Origin of the sequence: Paenibacillus sp. RS8, assembly GCF_041956825.1 — a bacterium.
Taxonomy (GTDB): domain Bacteria; phylum Bacillota; class Bacilli; order Paenibacillales; family Paenibacillaceae; genus Paenibacillus_AQ.
This window is the reverse complement of the sequence record NZ_CP168131.1, coordinates 5,080,749-5,103,915: the sequence shown is the minus strand read 5'-3', so window position 1 is coordinate 5,103,915 and position 23,167 is coordinate 5,080,749. Positions and strand designations below refer to the sequence as shown.

Sequence of the window (23,167 nt, the reverse complement as noted above, 5' to 3'; positions counted from 1 at the left end):
TTTGTTTTAAATACAGACTATAGAACTGAAAGTACTTCACTAAGCTCATTGCACAAACGATGCATTAGCTGCGCCCTGTTTGATTCGCTCGATCTGGCCAAGATGTCTCTCCACATGTGCAGTGAAGCCGTGCACGATATCGGAAATTTTCACGGTCTCCCCCTTGAAATTAATTCCGCTTTTCTCCCAATCTTCTTCCCTAAGGCGTTCAAACAAAAGACTGTTATAGTAAAGCAGACTGCGGAACAGCTCCAGATTGTCGGAAGCATTTCCGCTGTTGGCGTACTGACCGCTAACCCAAGCATTCTGATTGAAGACTGGAAGCTGTGCAGTCGTAGCAGCGAGAATATCACGAATGCGGAACGAAACTACGATGCTGTGATCAGCCAAATGAGTCAGCACCTCAGTCACACTCCAACTGGCGGGTGCCGCCTTCCATTTCAGTTGCTCCTCCGTTAACCCGGCGGTCGACTTTACTAATTGATGGTACGTCCTTAAAAAATCACTGATTTGAACTCTGCTCATTAAATCCCCTCCAATATACGATCTGTTTGAGAATGATCCGGTGGTGCAAAACGAGATAACGAAAAAGGCTTGATATTATGACCGGTGACTCCACTGATGGCCAAGTCGGCCAGTATTTCACCTACAACACTAGAAAATTTAAAACCATGCCCCGAAAACCCTCCAGCTACCAGCACATTGGAGTGAAGCGGATGGCGGTCTATAACGAAATCTTCATCAGGCGTATGTTCATATTTGCATACAGAACCTTTTAGCAATCGGCCAGCTGCACCCGGCATATATGACTCCAGCACCTTGCGGAGGTCACCCTCATCGCTGGCTTCACTGCCAAACGGGGCAAGCTGTGTACCCGGCTTCCATTCCAGCCCTGTATCGTGCCGGCCGATCTTCAGACCAGCGCCATCAATACTGGGAAATCCGTAATAGCCACCTTCCTCTGCTCCTAACGTAAAGCCAGGAAAATTACCCGCAGCAAAAGCAGGGGAGCTCTCAAACCAGCCCACAACTTTGCGGATTGCTTTAATCGGCAAATGTACAAAAGGTGCCAACGCACCAAACCAAGCTCCGGCACTAAGGATAGCTGCCGCTCCGTGATAATCGCCATTTGTCGTGTGAATCGTAATGCTGCCTTCGCGAGCGGTAATATTCACAACTGGAGTGTTCGTCAACAGTTCCGCACCATGTCCAAGGGCAAGCTGGCGGTAGGCGGAAATACAGCGTTCGCTGTACAAATACCCGGCATCTGGTTCATACATTGCCGCGAATGATTCCGGTATGTTCAGTGCCGGCCAGCGCCGCCGGATCTCTTCGGCATCCAGATGCTGGACCTGCACCTTCCGTTTCTTCGCTTCTTCGAGACGGCCGTTGAAGGAATATACTGTGCTATCTGCGAGATTCAACACGCCTGAGCGGACAAGCAGTTCTGTTCCGCTCAACTGTTCCGCTTCTTTCCATAGTGTATCTGCCCGCAAAGCTAAATCAATGTAGGCGGGATCACCGCTGTAAGCATGTCGGATCAGCCGGGATTCCCCGTGATGGCTACCCTGTGTATGAGGTGGATCGAAGGCATCCACTAGTAGCGTCTTCACTCCGCGCCTCGCAAGATTGTAACCAGCGCTCATGCCCATCGAGCCTGCGCCTACGATAATTACATCGTAGCTTTTATGTTCAGCTATAATTCTGCACCTCCACCGGAATTGTAGTTCTCAAAGGAACGTACAGCCGCATCTGCAAGGAATTGTGCTGCCACAGGGAGTGCCTGTTCATCCAGATTGAAGGCTGGATGATGCCATTCTTGGCTCCCTTCAGTACCAATAAAGACGAACAATCCCGGTACCACGCGCTGATAGAAAGCAAAATCCTCTCCAGCCAGTGAAAGCTCTGGTTTGACCGCTCGATAGCCAAGAGCTTCAGCGGACTCTACTCCTAAAGCCGCTAAGGTGGTGTCGTTGATAACCGGAGGCGGCCCTTCTATCCAACGGACAGTGGCTTTTGCTCCAAGAGCAGCTGCCACACCAGTCGCCACTTCCCGAAAACGGTCAAGTACTTTGCTGCGCACCGTTTCATCAAAGGTACGGATTGTACCCTCAAGCACAGCTTTTTCGGGGATAATGTTCCATGAATTTCCGCTGTGAATTTGCGTCACACTGACCACCGCACTCTGCAGTGGACTGACATTGCGACTTACTATGGATTGTAATGCAGTCACAATATGCGAAGCAGCTACAATCGGGTCTATCCCAGCTTCTGGAACAGCAGCATGAGAACTGCCACCCTGCACTTCAATCACGAACCCATCAGCCGCTGCCATTAAAGGGCCCGCCGTAATACCGATCGTTCCTACAGGCAGTTCCGGCTTGTTATGCAACCCGATTACTGCCCGGACTTCTTTTAGCGCCCCGCTAGCAATGATTCGCTGTGCCCCTTGCGCCTTCTCCTCGGCCGGTTGAAACAACAGGCGTACCGTTCCCTGCAATTGATGTTCTTGCTGCTTCAATTGATAGGCAGCACCGATCAAAGCTGCGGTATGGAAATCATGTCCGCAGGCATGCATTTTGCCGGGATACACCGAAGCAAAGGCCGCTCCGGTTTCCTCCTGGATCGGCAAGGCATCAATATCGGCGCGCAGCGCGATGACCGAACCGGGCTGAGCGCCCCCAATTTCTGCGATCACTCCGGTAGATAGCCCGTAATCTACGACCCTGATTCCTGCCCGCTCCAACAGGGAAATAATATATTTTGTTGTCTCATATTCTTCATTGGACAGTTCCGGGTGCCGATGCAGATGACGGCGTATCCCGATTAATTCTTCTCCAAGCGCTTCCGCACTCAGCTCTATTGCTTTGCTTGTCATATACAGTCACCCTCCTTTACACGATCTTTTGTGTGACGCTGATCCGCCCGCTTATGCTTCTGCCGGCACTTCAGCGATAGCTTCGCTCAGCAGTTCAAAGGAACGGAGTCGTTTATCAAATGGCTGCACATTCGTCGTTATGATAAACTCCTCGACACCGGATGCTTCCGAAAGTCCCAACAGCTGTTCACGCACAGATGCCTTTGTTCCTTTGGTAATCTCCGGTTCCAGCTCTTCAATTGTGTAGGCTTCATTACTCTGCCGGGCAAATTCTTCCGCCTGTTCCTGAGTCCCAACAGTTAGCTTCTTTCCGCTTGCCAGCTGAATCCGAATCAACTTATGCGCGCCTGCCAGTTCTTTCGCTTCCTCTTCAGTATTAGCCACCACTAGTGCTAAAGCGATAATTGCTTGCGGTTGTCTGCCCTGTGAAGAAACAAAACCGCTGCGGTAAGCACGAATAGCATCAAGCGCTACTGTCTTATCGCTATTAATAAATAAGGAGAACACATAAGGCAATCCAAGTTCAGCAGCAATCTCTGCACTGCCTACACTCGCGCCAAGCACATATAGCTCAGGTGGAGTACCAGGAAGGGGACCTGCCTTCAACCCTGCCAGCGGATGGTTTTCTTCAAGCCGGTTATGTACATACTTCTCCAGCTCGATGATTTTGTCCGTTAGGCTAGGGGATTCAGCCCTTCCTAGCTGAAGTGCCTGAGTACTGCGCGGGAGACCGCCGGGAGCACGTCCCACACCAAGATCCACTCGGCCAGGAGCCAGCGTAGCTAGAACATTAAAGTTCTCCGCCACTTTATACGGGCTGTAATGCTGGAGCATAATGCCACCTGATCCAATACGAATGCGGTCTGTTTTGGCTAGCAGATGTGAGATGAGTACTTCAGGGGAAGAACCAGCTACCTGCTCGGAGTCATGGTGCTCGGAAACCCAGAATCGTTGGAATCCAAGCTCCTCGGATAGTTGTGCCAGCTTAATGGTATGCTGGAATGCTTCCTCTGGCGTTTCTCCCGGATAGATCGGACTTTGATCGAGTACGCTGATTGTAATAGCCATTGTTTTGCCTCCTATATAGAATAGTTAAATTCAGGTGTGATCCGCTTTAGGAACTGCTTCGTTCTTTCTTCACGCGGATGGTTGAACAACTCTGTCGGCGTTCCTTCTTCAACAATGACGCCTCCGTCCATAAAAACCACATGATTTGCCACATCACGAGCAAACCCCATTTCATGGGTAACTACAATCATTGTTATGCCTTCCTTGGCAATTTTTCGGATAACAGCCAGCACCTCACCCACTAGCTCAGGGTCCAGCGCCGAAGTTGGTTCGTCGAACAATATAACCTCTGGCTCAAGCGCCAAGGCTCGAGCAATCCCTACACGCTGCTGCTGACCCCCGGACAGCTGACTCGGGTAAGCGTCCAGCTTACTGGCAAGACCTACCTTTTCAAGCAGCGCTATGCTCCGTTTTCTCGCTTCATCCTTCGGAATCTTTTTGACAATTAGCAGCCCTTCCATCACGTTCTCCAGTGCGGTTTTATGACGGAACAAATTGTACTGCTGAAATACCATTGCCGTTTTTTGCCTAAGCTGATGAATCTCCTTTTTACGAGCATGTTTGCAGTCTACTTTGAAATCGCCGATAGCGATCTCTCCGCTGCTTGGCTTCTCCAGATAATTCACACAGCGTAAGAGAGTCGTTTTGCCTGAGCCACTGGGACCGAGAATGACAACAACCTCTCCCTTCGTCACCGTTAAATCTATATTGTTTAACACCTGATTCCGACCAAATGACTTCGAAATTTGTGCAAGTTTGATCATGCTACTCCACCTCGATTGTACAGATTGATCCTTCTCTCAATGACCGACGTTACGCGTTCGATCAGAAACGTTAGTGCCCAGAAGATCAGCGCTGCCGCCAGATAAGCCTCGAAAAACTTCCAGTTCGTCGAAGCCACTATCTGTGCCTTTGCATTGATATCCACCACCGAAACCGTAAAAGCTAGGGTAGATCCGTGCAGCATACCGATTACTGAATTCGAAAGATTAGGCAGACTTGCCGCCAGCGCTTGAGGAAAAACAATCCGCTTCAGTGCTTGGGGAGTAGTCATACCGATAGAGTGGGCCGCTTCTAGCTGACCACGATCCACAGCGAGCAGACCGGAACGGACGACCTCTGACATATAAGCTCCAGCAGTAATCGAGAACGAAATATATGCAAAACCGATCATTGGAATCGAAACCGACCTAAAGCTCCAGCCGAAATGCGCCGCCAGACCATCAATCAATACAGGAAGCCCAAAATATATAAGCAGCAGATGCGTCAGCATTGGTGTCCCTCGGATGAAAGTTACATAACCAACAGCCAACGGGTAGAGCAGTGGAACTCTGTATAGCCGGATTAAGGCTACAGCTACGCCAATCACAAAACCAATTAACACAGAGACACAGGTGATATATAAGGTCGTAGGAATTGCACTCAGAATTTGCATCAGAGCGGTCCATATAAACGATGGGTCTAGTTTCATAATCCGGTGCCTCCTTTGCCCGTTCCTAATTCTGCAATAATGCGACGGTAAGACCAGCTTCTGTTGATTTTGAACAAATTTTTCTCCGGTGTATTCCGTTTCTCATGCCTCAGCAGATGGTGTTCTGCTACAAGCAGCAGCTTCTCAATCGTAAAGCTGATGATCAGATAGATAAGCGCAAGCGCGATATACGTTTCAATAAAATGCTGTGTTAGGCTGCCAAGCGTCTGAGCTTTACCTGACATTTCCATCACCCCGAGGGTAAAAGCTAATGACGTATCTTTCAGTAGTGCAATTACTAGATTAGAGAATACAGGAACAGCTATACCTAGCGCTTGGGGAAGCACGATTCGTGTAAAAGCTTGAAACCCTGTCATCCCCGCAGCATATGCAGCCTCCACCTGCCCCTTATCCACCGCCATCACAGAAGCCCTAATCATTTCGGACATGTATGCTCCCGTATGCAGACCGTAGGTTAGAATCACAAAGACAAGTACAGGAGTTCGGGTCATATCCACATGGACCAGCTTCATGATTTCAGGCAGACCATAATAAAACAAGAAGAGCTGGATAAGAATCGGAGTTCCCCGAAAAAAAGAAATATAGATTTCGGAGAGGGTCTTTAACACAGGCACTTTATAAAGTCTTGGCAGAGCTACGAGAAAGCCGACAATAATTCCTGTCAGTAGAAAACAGGCGACAATCAGAAGCGTGGTGCTTAAAGTCCCTAGTAACTTAGGCAAAAACGAAAATACAAAACTGATATCAAACTGTGCGCCCATATATTCCCTCCCTTCCCGTGCTCACCGGCTCAATCATTTAACCGAATCCGCAGTAACATCCGCACCCAGCCATTCCGTGCTCAGCTTACCCAGTGTTCCGTTTGTCTTCAGCTCTTTAATCGCACTGTCAATCGCATCTGACAGCTTTTGTGAATCGGCATCATCCTTACGGAAAACATAGAGAATGTCCGCGGAGGACAGCTCGTCGCCCGTAGCTTTTAGCTGACTCTGCGGATCAATGATCGGTAGGACAAAATCTGCAGCCAGCGTAGCGTCCACACGTCCAGTACTAATCTGTGCGACGGTATCATTTGCTGCACCGTTCTGATACACAATATTAATTGCATTGTCATGCTCTTTATTGTAGTTCTCCAGAATTTGCGCTTGTGCGCTTGTCGCACCGACTAACACCTTTTTTCCTTTAAGATCTTCGAGTGATTGGATCGAATCATTATCCTTCGCCACTACGATGCGGTTTCTCCAGTGGGCATAGGCTTCTTTGTTAAAAGAATATTTCAATTCCCTCTCTGGATTTTTCTCCATGACATGGGCGACAAGGTCGATTTTTTTAGTTTCCAGACTCAGCAGCAAATTACTGAAATCCATGGTTTGAAACTCAAATTCATATTCTGGCAGCTGCTTATCGATTTCTTTGAGCAGTTCTACATCAAAGCCTGTAAGCTTGCCGTTCTCATCTATGAAGCAGACCTTCGGAAAAGCAGTACCCGTACCTACGATGATTTTAGTTACCTTTTCCGAAGTATTAGCTGGTGTTGCGGCATCCGCCACATTTCCGTTCTTACTGCTGTTCGTGCTGCTATTTCCGCAACCGGCAATCGCCAGTGTCAATAACGATGCAATTACTAGTGAAATGGACTTTTTCATTGTTCTATCCCCTTTGAATGAATTGTGGTTTATCTATAAGTGTTTTTTTCATCAGATACATAATGCCGTCACCATTCTGCTGGTCCAGCTCCAGAAACCGTTCATACCCCCGGCGTTCATACATTTGAACTAACCATGGGTGCTTCTTCGCCGTTGCCAGCGTGACCGCAGCCGAACCCAATTGTCCAGCAATAATGTGCTCTTCCACCCAATCCAAAAGCTTTCCACCATAACCTCTGTTACTGTAATCCGGATGAGCAGCAAACCATTTAATAAAAGGAAGTGGGCTAATCTTCTTAATCTCTTCTTCTTTTGAAAGTGTTATCGTTGCAACGATCGTTCCATCAACTTCAAGCACATAACACTCATTCGTAGCAATATTGTCTTCAATAAGTGCCAAGTCAGCTGTAGCCGCCGGCCAATGCAGCCCGAGCTCACGAATCAGCTCATAAGCACGGTATGTAACCTCTAGCAAATTCTCCGCATCTTTCAGTTCTGCCAGCCTGTATGTCTCACTCATCGCAAGCTCTCCATCCTTTCGAATTTAAATTTATAATTCCTATCGAAATAGTCGTGATTATATGCAATTAACTTTATCACTGCATTTGCCGATGCGCTAATAGAGTTTTTTAATACATCTATACAATTAGTCGATTTCCCGTTTTACCAATCCCGAGTTCAAGTAGAGTTTCTATGAATTCAGCGTTCTCACCATTAAGTGAAATCAGGCTGGTTCGTAAGGAGATGCCTTCCGTCTCCGCAATATCCACCCGTACTAACGTCCCTGCCGATACCTCTTCCTGTACACTGAGTGCCGGAAGAAAACATATGCCTGCTTTTTTCAACACCAGCTTCTTGGCCGTCTCCAGGTTATCCACCTGATATTCAATCTTCGGCGGCTGTTCCATGCTCTCAAATACACGATGCAGCCGCATCCAATCTAAAGACCCACATTCAAAAAAAACTAACGTCTCCTGGCGAATATCTTCCAGCGATGTACGTTGTGCCTTTGCTAAGCGATGCCCCTTCTCTACATACAGCGAAATGGGGTCTTCGCAGAAAGGAAAGGCTTGAATGGCTGGATTTACGACCTTCCGAATAAAAGCCAGATCTAGCTCTTTCGATTTCAGTTTATCAATCAACACTTCCGTAGAAGCTGTCATCAGCTTGATCGTGATATGCGGATACTTACGCTTCAAATGAAGCATTAGATGGGGCATCAGATAATTGGACACCGAGACAGTACTGCCAATCCTCAGCTCATTCGGAATATGCCCCTTGGCCTGAACCTGATGTTTACCGTTCTGATAGATCTGGAGAATCTGCTGGGCATAGGGAAGAAATTGCTTCCCTTTATCCGTTAGGCTAATCTGCTTACCCAACCGATCAAACACTCTGCAATCCAATTCCCTTTCGAGCGATTGAATCCGTGCCGTAACTGTCGGCTGAGAAATATATAGGACTTCGGCCGCTTTATTGAAGCTTCCATAATGGTTGATGTAGACAAAAGCCTCAATATTTTCAATGTTCATCCCTATTCCCCCTAAATTCCTGTTTAACTTTACTATTCCGATGAAAAAACAATGAAATATAGCGTTGCTTTCCTATAGATTTTGTTTATATCTTATTCACGCCCCCATTTTTTGTCAACTTAAATTCCGTGTAAAATAATCGGATTTTAAAAAATCCGACGCATAATAAATACATAAGTTCAAAGTTTGAACTGAAGAAGCGTTAACGAATCCCTTTGTAATCGACTGTTATGTTTATTTCATATAAAGCTTTTCTATTCATTTATCAAAATTATAAAATACCACTTATATAACTCGGAATTATCGTATATAATGACTCCATTCGTATGAACTATACATTTAATTGAAAGGGGATCGCGAGAATATGTCACAAAAGATTATTATCCGTGAAGCTGAGAATCATGATCGTGATGCCATCGCTGAAGTGATACTGGACGCTTACCACCAATATTCAAAGATCATGCCCGAACCATTATGGCTGGAATACCGGAAATCGCTTCTTGATTCCGTCCATGGAGATGCCCCAATTGTGCGAATCATTGCTGAGCTCAATGAGCAAATCGTTGGTAGCGCACTATTGTTCTCTTCCTCGGAAACGGCATACGGTAAGCCAGAGCTAGGCATTCACTCCCCTATCCTGCGCCTGCTTGCCGTATCCCCCTCAGCACGCGGCCTCGGCGTTGCGACCCATCTGATTCACGAAGCTGCAAAGAGATCCCGCGAGTTGGGTGCCGCCACTTTAAATCTGCATACCTCAGAAATGATGGCTTCAGCAATCAAGCTCTACTATCGCTTAGGCTTCAAACGGGCGTATGAGACCGATCTTATGAACGGCGAAACCCTGGTACAGGGTTTCCAACTAGACCTACTACCTTTAGTTCGTACTACAGCAGGATAAATATAGACTCTGAGTGAGTTCATACTAACTCATTGCGTGCTTGCGTTTCCTTCGAAACGCTTTTCACTTGCAGCTAATCAATGACGAAGATTAATATGTCTTGAAATAATAAAAAAGCTTCGGGAAGCTTCCCGAGGCTTTTTTATTTTCCTTTTTTGTAGGTGATTTCTTTAGAACTTACAGTGATATTCCCCTCATTATCGGCATCATCCATTCGTTGATCTGTAGTAACGGTTGCACTGGAGGGAATTGATGAATAGCTGGCACCCCTCTGCTTCTTTTTTACATCATAGAGATAATAAGAAACATTCTTAACCTTCAGCCCTATAGTATCCTTGTACAAAAGTTCTACTGAATAGGATTTTATCACAGCTACATTAGCGTCCATCCATCCTACAACTTCAACCGCTGCATCTTCTTGGTCGCTATCAGTCTTAATAGAGCTGATGGGAAGCCCATCCTGATTATAAAAATTAATTTTTTGTGGAGCTATTTTCAAATAATCGATATCGATGTCATGGATTCGGTTTTGGTTGATCTCTGCTGTATCCATCCAAGCAATCGTGCCGGCCGGGTTCCACTTTATTTTCTCAGAAGGTATATATTGCTCTTGTGGTAACGGTACAGTACGTAGCGAAGCTCCTTTATTATCGTAAAAGGTTAACTGCCCACTCTCATCATCATGTACAAATCTCTTAAAGGTTGGTGAAAGAAATAGGGATGGCGCCCCAGTCGTCGAATGAGGGATTACGCGATATTTCAGAAGATGGACATCGTCCTTTCCTTTCTTCAGATCAAAGATCCATACATTACCGAGGTAACTCTGCATAAACAATTTTTGCTCATCAGCTTTCCATTGAAATTTATATATGTAATCATAATCATCAGAAAGCGGCCAAAAGTCCTCCCGAAGTCGTTCGATGGTTCCAGTAACAACATTATATGAGGACAAATGATATTTCCCAGCTTCTTTCGTCAGATCCGATTCCAGAAATAATAGATGATCCTCGTCCAACGGGATTAGCATATTATAGTTGTACATAAAGGCATTGTTCCAACGATTATTGGAATCGTTCAGCTCATCACTCCATTTCACCTTAACTTCATCCGTAGCAGGATCATGGGCTAGCAAAGCATTGATTGCATTGTGGTCGCCATAGAAAAAATGAATGGTGTGATATGTGATTCCCTGCAGTTCAACTACTGCTCCACCGTTTAATATATAGTTATTTTCGGATATGCCTATTGGTTTAGCCACCAGATCTCCATTTGAGCTCCGTACTGCATTAAACTCCAGCCCCTTAAATGTTGAAGCCATGAACGTAATCTTTTTTAACTCGGCAGTTGATTCCTTAGTAAGGCTGTAACCTGTGCTCGTTTCGTTCACATTCATTAACATGCCTTGCTCACTTGATTCGTTAATCCATAAATGAAAGGCATATTTATGATTATCTGAAATTAGAACAATATCGTAGTTAGGAGTTGCGGTATTTAAAATCCCTGGTATTTGTACAGCGTTACGGATGGCTCGGACGAAAATTTCTATGGTTTCATGATCTATGTATTCTTCCTTTATGTTAGCATTCACAGAACCATGTGCTAGAGAGTTCGCTATTGTAATTCGCTTTATATCCTCATCGATTTTTAGATTATTGGTTTCTGTTTGTTGATCATTTGTTTGAAATAAGTGAAGCAATACTGCTTTTTCTGTTTCCGGCAATTTGTAATGTCCATTTTGTCCTGATTTGGTGAAAAGACCTTGATTCTCGCCCTTAATCCAGAATGAGAACTTTTCGTTTTCTTTATTTTTCATTTCAACAATAGCTTCATAATCAGGTGCTGCAATATCAAGCTTGGCGCTGTCATACTCAGCAGTATGTATAGCTTTGAATTGTTTTATTAACTTGCTGTCCGTTAGGGTCATCGATTCACCGCTATCGCTCAGGATTGTTATGGAATGAACAGAGCTTATATCGATCAGCATTTGATTCGCTTTATCCTTATTCCCTGTATTTATACATCCAACAATGATTACTGAAATGACTGCTAAAAGGGCTAGTAGATTTATCCTTTTCATATAGGCTCCCCCTTCGTATTCTCTCTTCTTTAACGCCAAATAGAGGATAAAGTTGCAAAAAATGAGATTTAGCACCTATTAAAAGTATTATCTAGATCAAACCTAGCCTGTAGCAATTGGATCAGATACTTAAAAAGCCACCGTACAGGCCTGTCTCCTGTAAGGCAGCTCTCTTTTATCCTAACGATTGGATGAACGATTTAATCTTTATTACTACCACATTCAGACCCGAAAGCCCTTTAAAAAATTCACAGCCTGGCGGATATCTTCCTCTGGATTAGTGCCAACTTCCCGTTCTATGGTCAGGAATCCTGTATAACCGATGTCATTCAGCGCTTGCAGATAGTTGTTCCAGTCAACAGAACCTGCTCCAAGTGGAACTTCACGGAACGCCGAGCCGGTCTCGGCCATTTCAGCCATCTTCTCATGGTCTAATGCGGGTGCTTCATAACCATATTGACCGTAAACATCGCGCGGATCGATATCGGCAAGTTTGAGACCATCTTTAGCATGGGTGTGCACAATGTAGTCTTTTAGTGTATGAACACCTTGCACGGGATCATCACCAGTCACCATCACCATGTTGGCCGGGTCAAAATTAACAGAAACCCCTTTGGAACCCAAACCGTCGAGGAACGTCTTCAGACGCGCAGCGGGTTCTGGCCCAGTCTCAATCGCAAAGTAAGAATTCATCTCATGCGCGTATCTGCTTAGTTCCTCACAGGCGATGTGCATGGTTTCATAAATTTTACTGGTGTGGTCCGAGGGAACAATACCGATATGTGTAGTAACTATATCTGTACCTAGCTCCTTGGCCAGCTCCATAATGCGTTTGGACTTTTCGATTTTGGCTCGGTTCTGTGCAGGGTCTTGAAATCCATGTCCGCCTAAATCTCCAACGAGGGCAGAAATTTCGAGACCCAGTGAAGCGATGTATTCCTTCCATTCACGGCGGGCTGAAGGAGAAAGATTAGCGGGATCAAATTCACCTTGCACCGCATAAATCTGAACTCCATCAGCCCCTGCTTCTTTTGCCTTGCGCAATCCCTCTTTTACTCCGACCTGAAAACTGTCTACGATAACGCCGATTTTGTTAGTGATAATTGGTTTAACCATGGCAATAATCCTCCTTAAAATGAATTAGATTTGGTTCCAAACCCGCTTGATGTATTCCAACCCAAGTCTTGTTCCCTTGCGGCACTCTTCCATTCCCTCGAATTCTACAGAGATATATCCGTCGTAACCGCTTCCCTTAACGGTTCGAATGACACTAGGCATATCGATGTCTCCTTGGCCAACGATGGCACCCCTCAACCAGTTCCCACCGGAGGACTGGAACCAACCTTCGCCAGGCTGGCGATCCTGCGGACGAATATAGAAATCTTTGAAATGTACCATCGAAGCAAGCTTAATATTGTTAGTCACAGCAATAAGCGGATCCTCATCTGCGCACAGGAAGTTACCAATGTCGAGTGTTGTACGGAAGTTATCTCTTCCTACTGCGTGAACCAACGCCTGTACACGATCGCTGTGCTGAATAAAGTATCCATGATTCTCCACGCTGGTCGTAATGCCCAAACCTGCGGCATAATCGGCAATTTCTCGGCAGGCTTCAGCCAAACGTGGAAGCTCTTCCAAAAAGTGCGTAATTGAGAGATCTTCTGACGAAGCTACATCATGCCGCATCTTCTTAATACCTAATGCCGCACAGACATCTACTTCCCGTTTTACCCGTTCGACTTCCCGCTGTCTTTCCGCTGTCTCCAGCCCGGCAAAGTTCGCCCCGATAGCATAATTAGACAACTCTAGTCCACGACCTGCTGCCGTTCGTACAATCTGATCAATTAGCTCAGGATTCTCAACCAAATTGATGCCCAAGGGTACAATCTCCGCATGCTCCGCGCCCAGATCGGCGATCGTCTCAATGACTCCTTCAATCGTGAGCTCACCCGTTGAAAAAGCTGAATGCAAACTGTAGGTACTAATTCCTAGCTTCATAGTTTCACCTCTTCGCCTTTGGCAGCGGATTCATAGATCGCGCCGAGAATCTTCATGATTGTAACGCCGTCCTGTACAGGACTAATCGGTGTAGAGCCGTTGCTGATGTTGTTCGCAAAGTGGTTAATCTCATTCTGGAATGCACTGTTGAACTCAAACCCCTTATGATCGGTCTGCGGATAGGTATTGATAATCGTATCCGACAGTTCTTTGACGAGGACTATCTCAGGATCAATTTCAAATCCGCCCTTCTCACCGTACAGGCGCACCGAACGCTCGTCCTCTTTGGCATGCAGTGTAAAGCTGACATCGACCATCAGCGAAGCTCCATTCTCAAAACGAATCAGTGCATTTGCCAAATCTTCCACCGTATTGTTCGCTGCGTCGTAATCAGCGGCTTTATAAAAAGAAAGATTCTTGATATTAGAACGATTGCCGAGCTTCCGGTAGGTATTGGCACTTACTGATACTGGGTTCGGACGGCCCATCAAATACCAGCATAGATCGATCACATGGACGCCGATATCGATCAGAGGTCCGCCGCCGGAACGTTCAATATCACTGAACCAGCCGCCGGGATTGCCAAGTCTCCGGAACGTCGTAGCCTTCGCATAGTAGATTTCGCCGAATTCTCCTTGTTCCACCAATGTCTGAAGTAGCTGGGCATTAGAGTCATAACGTCTTACAAAGCCTACTTGCAAGATCTTTCCGCTCTTTTCCACTGCCTTCTGAACCTGAAGTGCTTCTTCGACCGTGCGACAAAGCGGTTTCTCTACAAGCACATGCTTGCCTGCCTCAAGGGCCGCAATGCTGATCTCAGCATGAGAGTTGTTCCATGTACAGATACTGACTGCATCTATTTCGGTATTAGCCAGCAATTCACGGTAATCTGTGTATACTTTTTCGACGTTATACTCAGTAGCAACTGCACGTGCACGCTCTTCATTCAGGTCACAAACCGCATATATGGTCGTCTGCGGATTATCCCGATAAGCACTTAAGTGCATACCGGAGATAGAGCCCGTACCTATTACACCGATTTTGAGTATATTCATCAACACTCGCTCCTTTATTTTGCATTGGGTATGATTCGTATTATAATGATTTCAACCCTAAACACCATGCAGAGCCTTGCGGTTTCATTTGTACAATTGTGCTATAGGAGGTGCAGTCCATATATGCTCGACTATGATAAACATCTACAAGAATCCATGGATATGCCAGATCCCGAGTTTCCGATTAAAGTACATACTCAGCGCTTCAACCAAGAGGGAGTTGTACTGTTCTCACATCATTGGCATGAGCATCTGGAATTTCTATTTATTGAAAGCGGTGAGGCAGTATTTGAATGCGGACGGACACCAATCAGGGTCAGGGCTGGTGACTTAGTTGCCGTGAACAGCAATGAGCTGCATTATGGAGTTAGCGCTTCTTCTGATTTATTGTATTATGCAATTATTGCAGATACTTCTTTGCTGCATAGTGCGGTAAGCGACGCTGCCGAGACCAAGTTCATCGCCCCCATTCAGCAGAACCAGCTGCTGTTACGTAACCATATTCGGGGGGATCAGAACATTACAGACTGTGCACTGGCGATTATTCGAGAACTGGAACTTCGCGAATTTGGGTATGAGCTGGCTGTCAAGTCGGAGCTATACCGTCTGCTAACGCTGCTATTGCGCAGACATATCGTCACCGTACTCTCACAGGCTGAGCAAGAAAGACGCAGTAAAACCGTCGAACGCTTCGCACCTGTATTACGTTATATCGATACCCATTACCAGGAACCGATTCAAGTTGACGAACTTGCGGCACTAACAGGGTTAAGCCGCTTCCATTTCAGTCGTCTCTTCAAGGAATTAACTGGGCATACGATATCGGAATATATAAACGCTATCCGTTTAGACCGTGCAGATTATTTGCTAAGGCATACCCAGTTAACAATTTCTGAAATCGCTACCACTTCTGGCTTCAGCGACATCTACTATTTCAGCCGAACCTTCAAAAAGCATAGAAAAGTAACCCCTAGCAAGGTGAGAGGGTTCTAGTTAGCATGTTTGCCCCTATTCTCACATTTTCTCTGCTCACAGAAGATTGCAATTGGTCCCTTCTTATAGATCCATACCACAAGAGAAACTATCTTCCATCTTATGGGTATAATTAACATAAAGCTCTATAGGAGGGGAAATCATTGAGAAAAATAATAAAACTGACTGTATTAGTACTTTGCATAATGATTTTACCGGGAACAATGATTTATGCCGCATCAAACCAATCAGAAGTTTCATTCTATTTCAATAACGCGATTCAAAAACAGGCAGCAATATTATCCGAGGGAGATATCCTCTTACCTGCTGAACAGCTTTCTAAAAATTTGTTTGCTTTAATTACTTTGGACGAAACAAGTAAAAAGGTTCGAATCTACAAGCCAAATGTGAATATGGTATTGCTTGATAACAATGGAGAGATCTTTGGTAAGGTAAAAAGTCCTGCCCGCTTTGCTTTTTCAACTTTATTACAAGTGGATCATTTGAAGACAGAAATATCAGATATAAAACTTACGATCACCGATCCTACGGATAAAACAGAAACCATAGATAATCAACAAATTAAGAAAAGTGAAGAAAACTTTTGGTTCAAAACCAACGAGTTTACATATTCCTTTAATGCAAAAGGCACCTATACTATTCAAGTGTTTTTTAAAGATGTGGATTCAAAAATATGGTTTCCTGTTTCCGAAATCGATGTATTTGGAATATGAATTCCCGATAGATGAATTAGGGTTTCCTTACTTCTTATTATTCTTAATCACTTCGTTAAAACGGTCAGGAAAATTGGTATGTACCCCGTCTACGCCCCAAATCACGGCTTTGTCCATATTGACTTGATAATTCACTGTATATGGAAATACCTTTAGCCCAGCATTTTTCACCTGTGCAACATAGGATGAATTTATTCTTTGAAAGTTAGGACTTATGCCAACTGCATACGTTTTTACTCGGTTGATATAAGATTCTGGTATTTTATAAACCGGAATATTATACCAAACAATTTGATAAAGAGGAATCTCCGGGTTAATGGAATGCAATCTACGTAAACTCGTCTCACTAAATGAATGTACGGAAACATGATCTGACAGATTATATTTTTCAATTTGTTCGTTTAAGATGGTTTCGATGTTCGGATTCAAAGCGGGTTCTTTAATTTCAATCATATAGTCCACATCTTTTCCAAACGTTTCAAATACCTCTTCTAAAGTCGGAATACGTAATCCAGCATATTGATCCCTAGCAAACATGGGATACTGTTCGTTAAACCATGAGCCGGCGTCTAATTTCGAAAGCTCCTCCAAGGTGAAATTTTTAACATAACCCGTTCCATTCGTCGTGCGATTAATCGTTTCATCGTGAATAACTACAGGAACACGATCCTTAGTTAACTGTATGTCTAACTCGATATAATCGGTCCCCATATTCATGGCAAGTTCAAATGCAGGTATAGTATTCTCAGGCGCATATCCTGAAGCGCCACGGTGAGCAATGGTATATACTTTGTCCGCTGGCTCAAGAATTTCCTTCACTTTCGTACGAATCCACGGAGAATAGGCATACATGGAGGTACACAATAAAATCAACAGAAAGATGTGAATAAATATAAAGTACATTTTAGAATCTTGAATCCTTTGCATAAAGCTTCCCTCTTCTTTATAAAAAAATTAGTGTATATTACTTGATGTCCATTTTGCCAAAAAAATAACCCATAACACCTTTCTTCCATATTCTATATGAAAACGAAAAAAGGTGGATACAGATGACCGAAATACAAATAGCTGCTGTAGGAGACCTTATGGTCAAGCGTTACATTATTTCTGATGCTAAACAATCGGACGGAACCTATTCGTTCACTCCCCTGTTCGCAAAAGTAACTCCTTATCTAAGACAGGCGGATCTAACCATCGGTAATCTCGAAACCACCTTTCCAGGAAACGGACGAGAATGTCGAAAAAGTCTACGATCTGGCGGTCCAACATTCAAGTGCCCGGACGAATTAGCACCGGCGCTAAAAGAAGCTGGATTTGATGTATTAGTAACAGCGAACAATCACTGTATGGATTATGGTGCCTCGGGTCTGATTCGGACATTACGAGTATTAGACCGTAGTGGAATCGATCATACCGGTACATCAAGATCTGTACAAGAATCAAAGCGTACGCTAATCAAAAACGTTAGTGGGATTACAATTGGAATCCTCTCTTACACTGCAGGAACCAATAGAATCCCTGTACCTATTCAACAGCCATGGTTAGTCAATCGGATAGAAACCAATAAAATACTTAGAGAAATTCGAGATTTAAAAAAGAAAGTCGATCTGGTCTTACTTTATATGCATTTTGGAAAAGAATATCAGTACACACCTAATAAGAGGCAAAAGCAACTGGCAAGCCTCTTTCTTAAGAATGGTGCAAACATCGTTTTGGGATCTCACCCACACGTGCTGCAACCGATATCCGTTCAGGGGAAAAAGAAATTCGTTAGTTATTCCCTAGGTAATTTTGTTTCGACTAAGCTTAAGAATAATCCATTTACACAAAGCGGAATCATTCTTACGCTCACCATTAAAAAGGACAATAATGGTAACACGAGTATAACGGACATAAATTACATCCCAACTTGCGTCGATCGAAGGATAACAAAAGGCGGTAAACAAATTTCTGAGGTCATTCCCATCCATGATACGTTAAAGAACACAGATTTAATAACGGAACGGAGAAATCGCTTAAATCGTATGTTGAAGCATACTATAGATATTTTAAAGTGGCCATAAAGACGACAACTCACAATCATTTAGTCATTCCAACTAATAAGGTATGTACCCAAAAACGAACTTAATCGCTCGAGCATCGGATATGAAGTTAATGAATTGACTAAGACCACTCCATCTTTGATGACGGGTTCGGATAAATATAGTTTATTCAGAACAAAACTGTATTGATTGGAAGCATCGTTTTCTGCTTTACGACTGACCTTTATTTCTTGTGAATGGTAAAACAAGCGATTAGCCTCTTCTTTTGTCTGTTCACAGCTTAATAATAAAGTCTCTAGCCTGGAATCCGTCATCTCACTGATAGCCTCGACAGCTACAACGTTATGATCGATTAGTTTAGAAACTAAATGTTTTAGAATAACATTCGGCCCGATATTAACTTCCGAACAATGAAACTTTGCTTCAGAAATAATAAATTGTAATAATAACTCAGCAGTATCAACATCCGTCGAAATATAGTTGCCCTCTAATTCTAATTTAGGTAATAGCTGAGCAGGTGATTGTAGAAGCCCCGTGATTTGTGCACTCCTCACCCATGAATCCAGATGATCCAAATGGATCTTATTATCTTTATTTCGTAGGGGACTTATTGTATTACCCTCAATTAAATCTAATATCACACACGGTTCAAAATTATCTTTTGAAAGGATATCACTTATCTCAGGGGAATATAGCAACTCATTTGTTCTTTTATGGTGATCAATACCCTCTATCTGTTCTAAAACATGGCTGAAGGGGCTATGTCCAATATCGTGTAATAGCGCAGCAATCCTTAGTTCATACCAATCCGGACAATAGTAGGCAACTAAAGAAAATACTCCAAGAGTGTGCTGTAACCGGGTGGCGACATGTTGTGTATTGATGTAGCTGCATCCGCTATGATGAATAAAATGCAGTCTGCGTACCGGGAACGAATTTAATAAATAGGATTCTGTTTCCGTTAATGGGTCTGTCAATAATTTTGTGTAAACTCTTTTAAGCACAGATTCCCCCGAGGGGGAAGTCGCGAATTTAACGCAAGTGTTGACCGACCCGATCGGGGAAAAAGACCGACAGCTGGAGCAGCATTTGCCCCCAGTTTTGGACACGTCCTGTCCATTTCCGAGTGACGTCGACGGTGGCCAGATAGAGCATTTTTAGTAGCGCCTCATCTGTGGGAAAGATGCTTTTTCCCTTCGTCACTTTACGAAGCTGACGGTGGTAACTCTCAATCATATTGGTGGTGTAAATCAGTTTGCGGATCTCAGGCGGGTACTTGAAAAAGGTAGCGAGTTCGTCCCAATTGGTCCGCCAGGAACGGATAATGAGGGGATATTTCGCTCCCCAAACTTCCTCGAAACGGTCGAGTTCAAGCAAGGCACCTTCCTCGGTAGCTGCCTTGTAAATAGGCTTTAAGTCGGCTGTTACCTTCTTAATATCCTTGTACGACACGTACCGTGTGGAGCTGCGGATTTGGTGAATAATACACTTCTGGATTTCCGTTTGAGGATAGCAGGCGGCAATCGCTTGAGAGAATCCGGACAGGTTATCCACGCAGATAATGAGAATGTCCTGAACCCCGCGATTCTTCAGTTCATTCAGCACACTCAGCCAGAACTTGGAGGACTCATTCTCACCAATCCACATCCCCAGCACGTCTTTGTTTCCGTCCAGATCAATGCCAATGACCATGTAGGCAGCCTTATTGATAATGGCCCCATCTTGCTTGACTTTGAAGTGGATCGCATCCAAATAGACGACGGCATAGACCCCTTGCAGAGGCCGGTTCTGCCATTCTTTAATGAGAGGCACAATCTTGTTCGTGACATTGGAAATGAGCGTTGGAGATACCTCAATACCATACATCTGCCCTAAATGGTCCTGAATTTCTCGGGTGCTAATCCCTTTCGCATACAGCGCAATAATTTGTTCTTCGATGCCCGTTACATTCGACTGATGCTTCTTGACGACCAAGGGCTCAAACTCGCCCAACCGATCCCGAGGAATAGCGATTTCCTGCTCACCATACTCACTGACTACGGTTTTACGGCTCTTTCCGTTACGGCTGTTTGGCGTGAGCTTCGCTTTCACCTCATGCTTTCCATAGCCCAAATGAGTATCCATTTCGGCTTCCAGCATCTCCTGAATCGTCTCCGCAAACAGCTCTTTTAGAGCATTCTGCGCATCCTGTGCGCTTACCAAATTGTTTTCCTTAATAAATTCCCGTAACTGCTGTTTTGTCCAAAGTCCCATGTGTTCTCCCCAACCTTTCTCTTACTTCCATTTTAATGGGTTTGAGAGTTTACACAATATATTTTACAGACTCCCGTTAATCTGGTTTTAAGTCCCCACAAAGGTTCCCATAGTTCATCACTACCTGTTAATTGTGCAATGTATCGATCAGTATTTATATTACTCATACTTTCCGCCCTCACTTCACTAAAAGATTTTACCTCATTCATCGACAAGTTTCTTTACTTATTTTCATAGCAAATGCCATAGAAATGTTAAATAAGTACCCGCTCCCATTAAAAATCTAATGATATAGTTATCGTAGAATACATTTTTATAACATTGAAAGGATTCGTATTAACATGGCAGCACAAACAAAAAGGCAGTTAAATGATGGTCCGAAAATTCGAAAAGAAAAAGAAATTGTTGAAAAAATGATCCGTATATATTGTAAGAAAAAACATCATCAAAAAGGGTTATGCGAGGAATGTCAGGGCTTAAATGAATATGCAACAAAAAGATTATCTCTCTGTCAATTCGGGGAAGACAAAACAGCATGTGCAAAGTGCCCTATCCATTGTTACAAACAGGAGTATCGGCAAAGAATTAAAGAAGTTATGCGTTTCTCAGGTCCATGGATGTTACTCTACCATCCAGTTGAGTCGATTAGGCATATCCCACTACCAGGGAAGTTAAGAAAATAAGCATATAAATAAAAACAGCAGCAGTCAATGACTGTTGCTGTTTTTAATCCTATTCAATTGCCTGGTGCGTTCTCGTACTTATCTCATTGCTTTTGCCAGCTCTGTGAATATAACACCAAGCGCGTAGGCTCCCGCATCCGGATACCCAATGCTGCGTTCCCCCACCGTACCTGCTCTTCCCATACGGGCAACGACGTCCGAAGTCTTCTGGGCACCGAGAACTGCGGCTTCCGCAGCTTTGATTGCTGCCATTTTAATATCATCACCATGTTCTGCGCTTTGTGTCCAGGCATCCGCAAAAGGTACAAGCGCATCAATTAATGTCTTGTCGCCAACGACAGCACCTCTCCCGAAGGATCTTTCACCCGTATCCTGAATCCCTTTAACTACAGCTTGCATCATATTGGCAAAATCCTGGATGGACAACTCCTGCTTTTGCTGCGCAGTCTTGCTCGCTGCACGGAAGCCCGATCCCCAGATCGGTCCAGATGCTCCACCACAATGCTCCATAATGATCAAAGAACAAGCATCAAGGAAATCACCGATATTGCTGAGATGATGAGCTAAAATATCTTCCCATTCTACTTTCAACTGCTTAAAGCCCTTGGCTACGCTCATCCCAAAATCACCATCTCCGGCATGGGCATCTAGCTCACAGAAAGGCACCTCATTCTCAATAATGACCTCACTCATTTGATCAATCAAATAAACAATATTTTGCAAGGAGAACTGGTTGTTCTTAATTACCGCAGCTTCAGCATTCGTATTATTCTTGAAAGAAACCGTGCTGTCTGCTTTCTCTTCCTTGATGATCTCGGTATAATTCACGGGCTCAAATGAACCTTTAACCGACAATGCCGGTGTATCACACGGAGCAGACAACCATTTCTTCAGCGTCTCATCCAGCTTCATAATCGACACTGATGCGCCGGCCATATCGATGCTAGTCATATAGTTACCGACAAATACTTTAAACACTTTCTTATTCTTGGCCGTCAATTCACGGATCACAGAATTATTCAATAAATAAAGCTCTTGCAGTGGTGTTCCACCAAATCCATTGATTAGAACAGCAACTTCTTGCTGTGACTCATCGTTCATCTGCAAGTTGCTCAGCAAGGACGTAACCATTCGCTGCGCCAGTTCATCCGCTGACACGGCTTTTTCTCTGCGAATTCCAGGTTCACCGTGAATTCCTACACCGTATTCCATCTCATCCTCTTCGATATGAAACGTCGGAGTTCCTTTGGCAGGAACGGTGCAAGATGTAAAGGCGAAGCCGATGGTGCGAACATGGTCAATCGCATGTTGCGCCGCTTCTTTCACTTCCGTCAAGGACAGCCCTGCTTCTGCTGCAGCCCCAGCTATTTTATGAACGAGAACGGTTCCGGCAACCCCTCGTTTCCCTACAGTATACAGGCTGTCTTCAACAGCAATGTCATCGTCTACTTTGACATATTCCACTTGTATACCATCTTCACTTGCGAGATGAGCCGCATTTTTAAAGTTCATGATGTCACCGCTGTAGTTCTTAATAATCAGCAACGTACCCTTTTGGCTCGCAGAGCGGCGGATCGCTTGATAGACCTGAATCTGAGACGGAGAAGCAAACACATCACCGCACACGGCTGCATCCAACATACCATTACCTACAAACCCGGCATGGGCTGGTTCATGCCCGCTTCCACCACCGCTAATAAGCGTAACTTTATCGGCATTGATCTCTTTTTTAGAAATCACTTTAAATTTATCGTTGAAATCCAGCTCAGGATGCGCTAAGACAAGTCCGTTGCACATCTCCCGGACTAGCGTTTCCGGCTTGTTCATAATTTTCTTCAT

General features: G+C 44.4%; 23 protein-coding genes. 5 read left to right on the top strand and 18 right to left on the bottom strand.

The window, feature by feature from the left end; translation table 11 throughout:
- Positions 1–45 precede the first annotated feature (45 nt).
- The 10 genes from ACDZ28_RS24175 to ACDZ28_RS24130 form a co-directional block, all read right to left on the bottom strand.
- Positions 46–525: a DinB family protein gene (locus ACDZ28_RS24175; RefSeq protein WP_042127810.1), complete on the bottom strand. Its 480-nt coding sequence runs from the start codon at positions 523–525 to the stop codon at positions 46–48.
- A complete protein-coding gene (solA, locus tag ACDZ28_RS24170; RefSeq protein ID WP_042127807.1) occupies positions 525–1,652 on the bottom strand; it encodes an N-methyl-L-tryptophan oxidase in 1,128 nt (375 codons plus the stop codon). The genes ACDZ28_RS24175 and solA overlap by 1 nt, the downstream gene beginning before the upstream one ends.
- Before the next feature lie 44 nt (positions 1,653–1,696).
- A complete protein-coding gene (locus ACDZ28_RS24165; RefSeq protein WP_375102959.1) occupies positions 1,697–2,878 on the bottom strand; it encodes an amidohydrolase in 1,182 nt (393 codons plus the stop codon).
- Positions 2,879–2,929: 51 nt separating this feature from the next.
- Positions 2,930–3,946: an LLM class flavin-dependent oxidoreductase gene (locus tag ACDZ28_RS24160; protein WP_339291178.1), complete on the bottom strand. Its 1,017-nt coding sequence runs from the start codon at positions 3,944–3,946 to the stop codon at positions 2,930–2,932.
- 11 nt (positions 3,947–3,957) lie between these two features.
- A complete protein-coding gene (locus tag ACDZ28_RS24155; protein WP_339291176.1) occupies positions 3,958–4,710 on the bottom strand; it encodes an amino acid ABC transporter ATP-binding protein in 753 nt (250 codons plus the stop codon).
- On the bottom strand, positions 4,707–5,417 hold the full coding sequence (locus ACDZ28_RS24150; protein ID WP_076120885.1) for an amino acid ABC transporter permease: 711 nt from the start codon (positions 5,415–5,417) through the stop codon (positions 4,707–4,709). The genes ACDZ28_RS24155 and ACDZ28_RS24150 overlap by 4 nt, the downstream gene beginning before the upstream one ends.
- Positions 5,414–6,199: an amino acid ABC transporter permease gene (locus ACDZ28_RS24145; RefSeq protein ID WP_375102958.1), complete on the bottom strand. Its 786-nt coding sequence runs from the start codon at positions 6,197–6,199 to the stop codon at positions 5,414–5,416. The genes ACDZ28_RS24150 and ACDZ28_RS24145 overlap by 4 nt, the downstream gene beginning before the upstream one ends.
- Before the next feature lie 33 nt (positions 6,200–6,232).
- Positions 6,233–7,084 (bottom strand): transporter substrate-binding domain-containing protein, encoded by an 852-nt coding sequence (locus ACDZ28_RS24140; RefSeq protein ID WP_076120883.1) that lies wholly within the window; start codon positions 7,082–7,084, stop codon positions 6,233–6,235.
- A gap of 4 nt (positions 7,085–7,088) precedes the next feature.
- Positions 7,089–7,604, bottom strand: coding sequence for a GNAT family N-acetyltransferase (locus ACDZ28_RS24135; RefSeq protein ID WP_076120882.1), 516 nt, complete (start codon positions 7,602–7,604; stop codon positions 7,089–7,091).
- 118 nt (positions 7,605–7,722) lie between these two features.
- Positions 7,723–8,616 (bottom strand): LysR family transcriptional regulator, encoded by an 894-nt coding sequence (locus ACDZ28_RS24130; protein WP_076120881.1) that lies wholly within the window; start codon positions 8,614–8,616, stop codon positions 7,723–7,725.
- A 364-nt stretch (positions 8,617–8,980) separates the two neighbouring features.
- Between ACDZ28_RS24130 and ACDZ28_RS24125 the strand changes: the two genes are divergently transcribed.
- Entirely contained in the window at positions 8,981–9,514 is a 534-nt protein-coding gene (locus ACDZ28_RS24125) for a GNAT family N-acetyltransferase (protein ID WP_076120880.1), read from the top strand.
- Between the two features lie 142 nt (positions 9,515–9,656).
- Here ACDZ28_RS24125 and ACDZ28_RS24120 read toward each other — a convergent pair whose 3' ends face one another.
- From ACDZ28_RS24120 to ACDZ28_RS24105, 4 genes are all read right to left on the bottom strand, one after another.
- On the bottom strand, positions 9,657–11,591 hold the full coding sequence (locus ACDZ28_RS24120) for a hypothetical protein (RefSeq protein WP_076120879.1): 1,935 nt from the start codon (positions 11,589–11,591) through the stop codon (positions 9,657–9,659).
- A gap of 222 nt (positions 11,592–11,813) precedes the next feature.
- On the bottom strand, positions 11,814–12,707 hold the full coding sequence (locus ACDZ28_RS24115; RefSeq protein ID WP_076120878.1) for a sugar phosphate isomerase/epimerase: 894 nt from the start codon (positions 12,705–12,707) through the stop codon (positions 11,814–11,816).
- A gap of 24 nt (positions 12,708–12,731) precedes the next feature.
- Complete coding sequence (locus tag ACDZ28_RS24110) at positions 12,732–13,589, bottom strand: sugar phosphate isomerase/epimerase (protein WP_076120877.1); 858 nt, start codon at positions 13,587–13,589, stop codon at positions 12,732–12,734.
- Positions 13,586–14,644 (bottom strand): Gfo/Idh/MocA family protein, encoded by a 1,059-nt coding sequence (locus tag ACDZ28_RS24105; RefSeq protein ID WP_076120876.1) that lies wholly within the window; start codon positions 14,642–14,644, stop codon positions 13,586–13,588. The genes ACDZ28_RS24110 and ACDZ28_RS24105 overlap by 4 nt, the downstream gene beginning before the upstream one ends.
- Positions 14,645–14,767: 123 nt before the next feature.
- On the opposite strand from ACDZ28_RS24105, the gene ACDZ28_RS24100 reads away from it, so the two are divergent.
- Entirely contained in the window at positions 14,768–15,637 is an 870-nt protein-coding gene (locus tag ACDZ28_RS24100; RefSeq protein ID WP_076120875.1) for an AraC family transcriptional regulator, read from the top strand.
- A 143-nt stretch (positions 15,638–15,780) separates the two neighbouring features.
- A complete protein-coding gene (locus ACDZ28_RS24095; protein WP_375102957.1) occupies positions 15,781–16,350 on the top strand; it encodes a hypothetical protein in 570 nt (189 codons plus the stop codon).
- A 27-nt stretch (positions 16,351–16,377) separates the two neighbouring features.
- Here ACDZ28_RS24095 and ACDZ28_RS24090 read toward each other — a convergent pair whose 3' ends face one another.
- Positions 16,378–17,277, bottom strand: coding sequence for a glycerophosphodiester phosphodiesterase (locus tag ACDZ28_RS24090; RefSeq protein WP_052414606.1), 900 nt, complete (start codon positions 17,275–17,277; stop codon positions 16,378–16,380).
- A gap of 122 nt (positions 17,278–17,399) precedes the next feature.
- Between ACDZ28_RS24090 and ACDZ28_RS24085 the strand changes: the two genes are divergently transcribed.
- The gene (locus ACDZ28_RS24085) at positions 17,400–18,413 is read left to right on the top strand and encodes a CapA family protein (protein ID WP_076120873.1); all 1,014 of its coding nucleotides are present in this window, start codon (positions 17,400–17,402) and stop codon (positions 18,411–18,413) included.
- Positions 18,414–18,433: 20 nt separating this feature from the next.
- On the opposite strand, the gene ACDZ28_RS24080 is transcribed toward ACDZ28_RS24085, so the two are convergent.
- Positions 18,434–19,369 carry an HD domain-containing protein gene (locus tag ACDZ28_RS24080; protein ID WP_375102956.1) on the bottom strand — a complete coding sequence of 312 codons (936 nt, stop codon included), beginning with the start codon at positions 19,367–19,369 and terminating at the stop codon, positions 18,434–18,436.
- Positions 19,370–19,424: 55 nt separating this feature from the next.
- Positions 19,425–20,645 (bottom strand): IS256 family transposase, encoded by a 1,221-nt coding sequence (locus ACDZ28_RS24075; RefSeq protein WP_076119303.1) that lies wholly within the window; start codon positions 20,643–20,645, stop codon positions 19,425–19,427.
- Between the two features lie 341 nt (positions 20,646–20,986).
- Here ACDZ28_RS24075 and ACDZ28_RS24070 point away from each other — a divergent pair, with 341 nt between their 5' ends.
- Positions 20,987–21,328 (top strand): nitrous oxide-stimulated promoter family protein, encoded by a 342-nt coding sequence (locus ACDZ28_RS24070; RefSeq protein WP_076120871.1) that lies wholly within the window; start codon positions 20,987–20,989, stop codon positions 21,326–21,328.
- Between the two features lie 78 nt (positions 21,329–21,406).
- Here ACDZ28_RS24070 and dhaK read toward each other — a convergent pair whose 3' ends face one another.
- A complete protein-coding gene (gene dhaK / locus ACDZ28_RS24065) occupies positions 21,407–23,167 on the bottom strand; it encodes a dihydroxyacetone kinase subunit DhaK (protein ID WP_375102955.1) in 1,761 nt (586 codons plus the stop codon).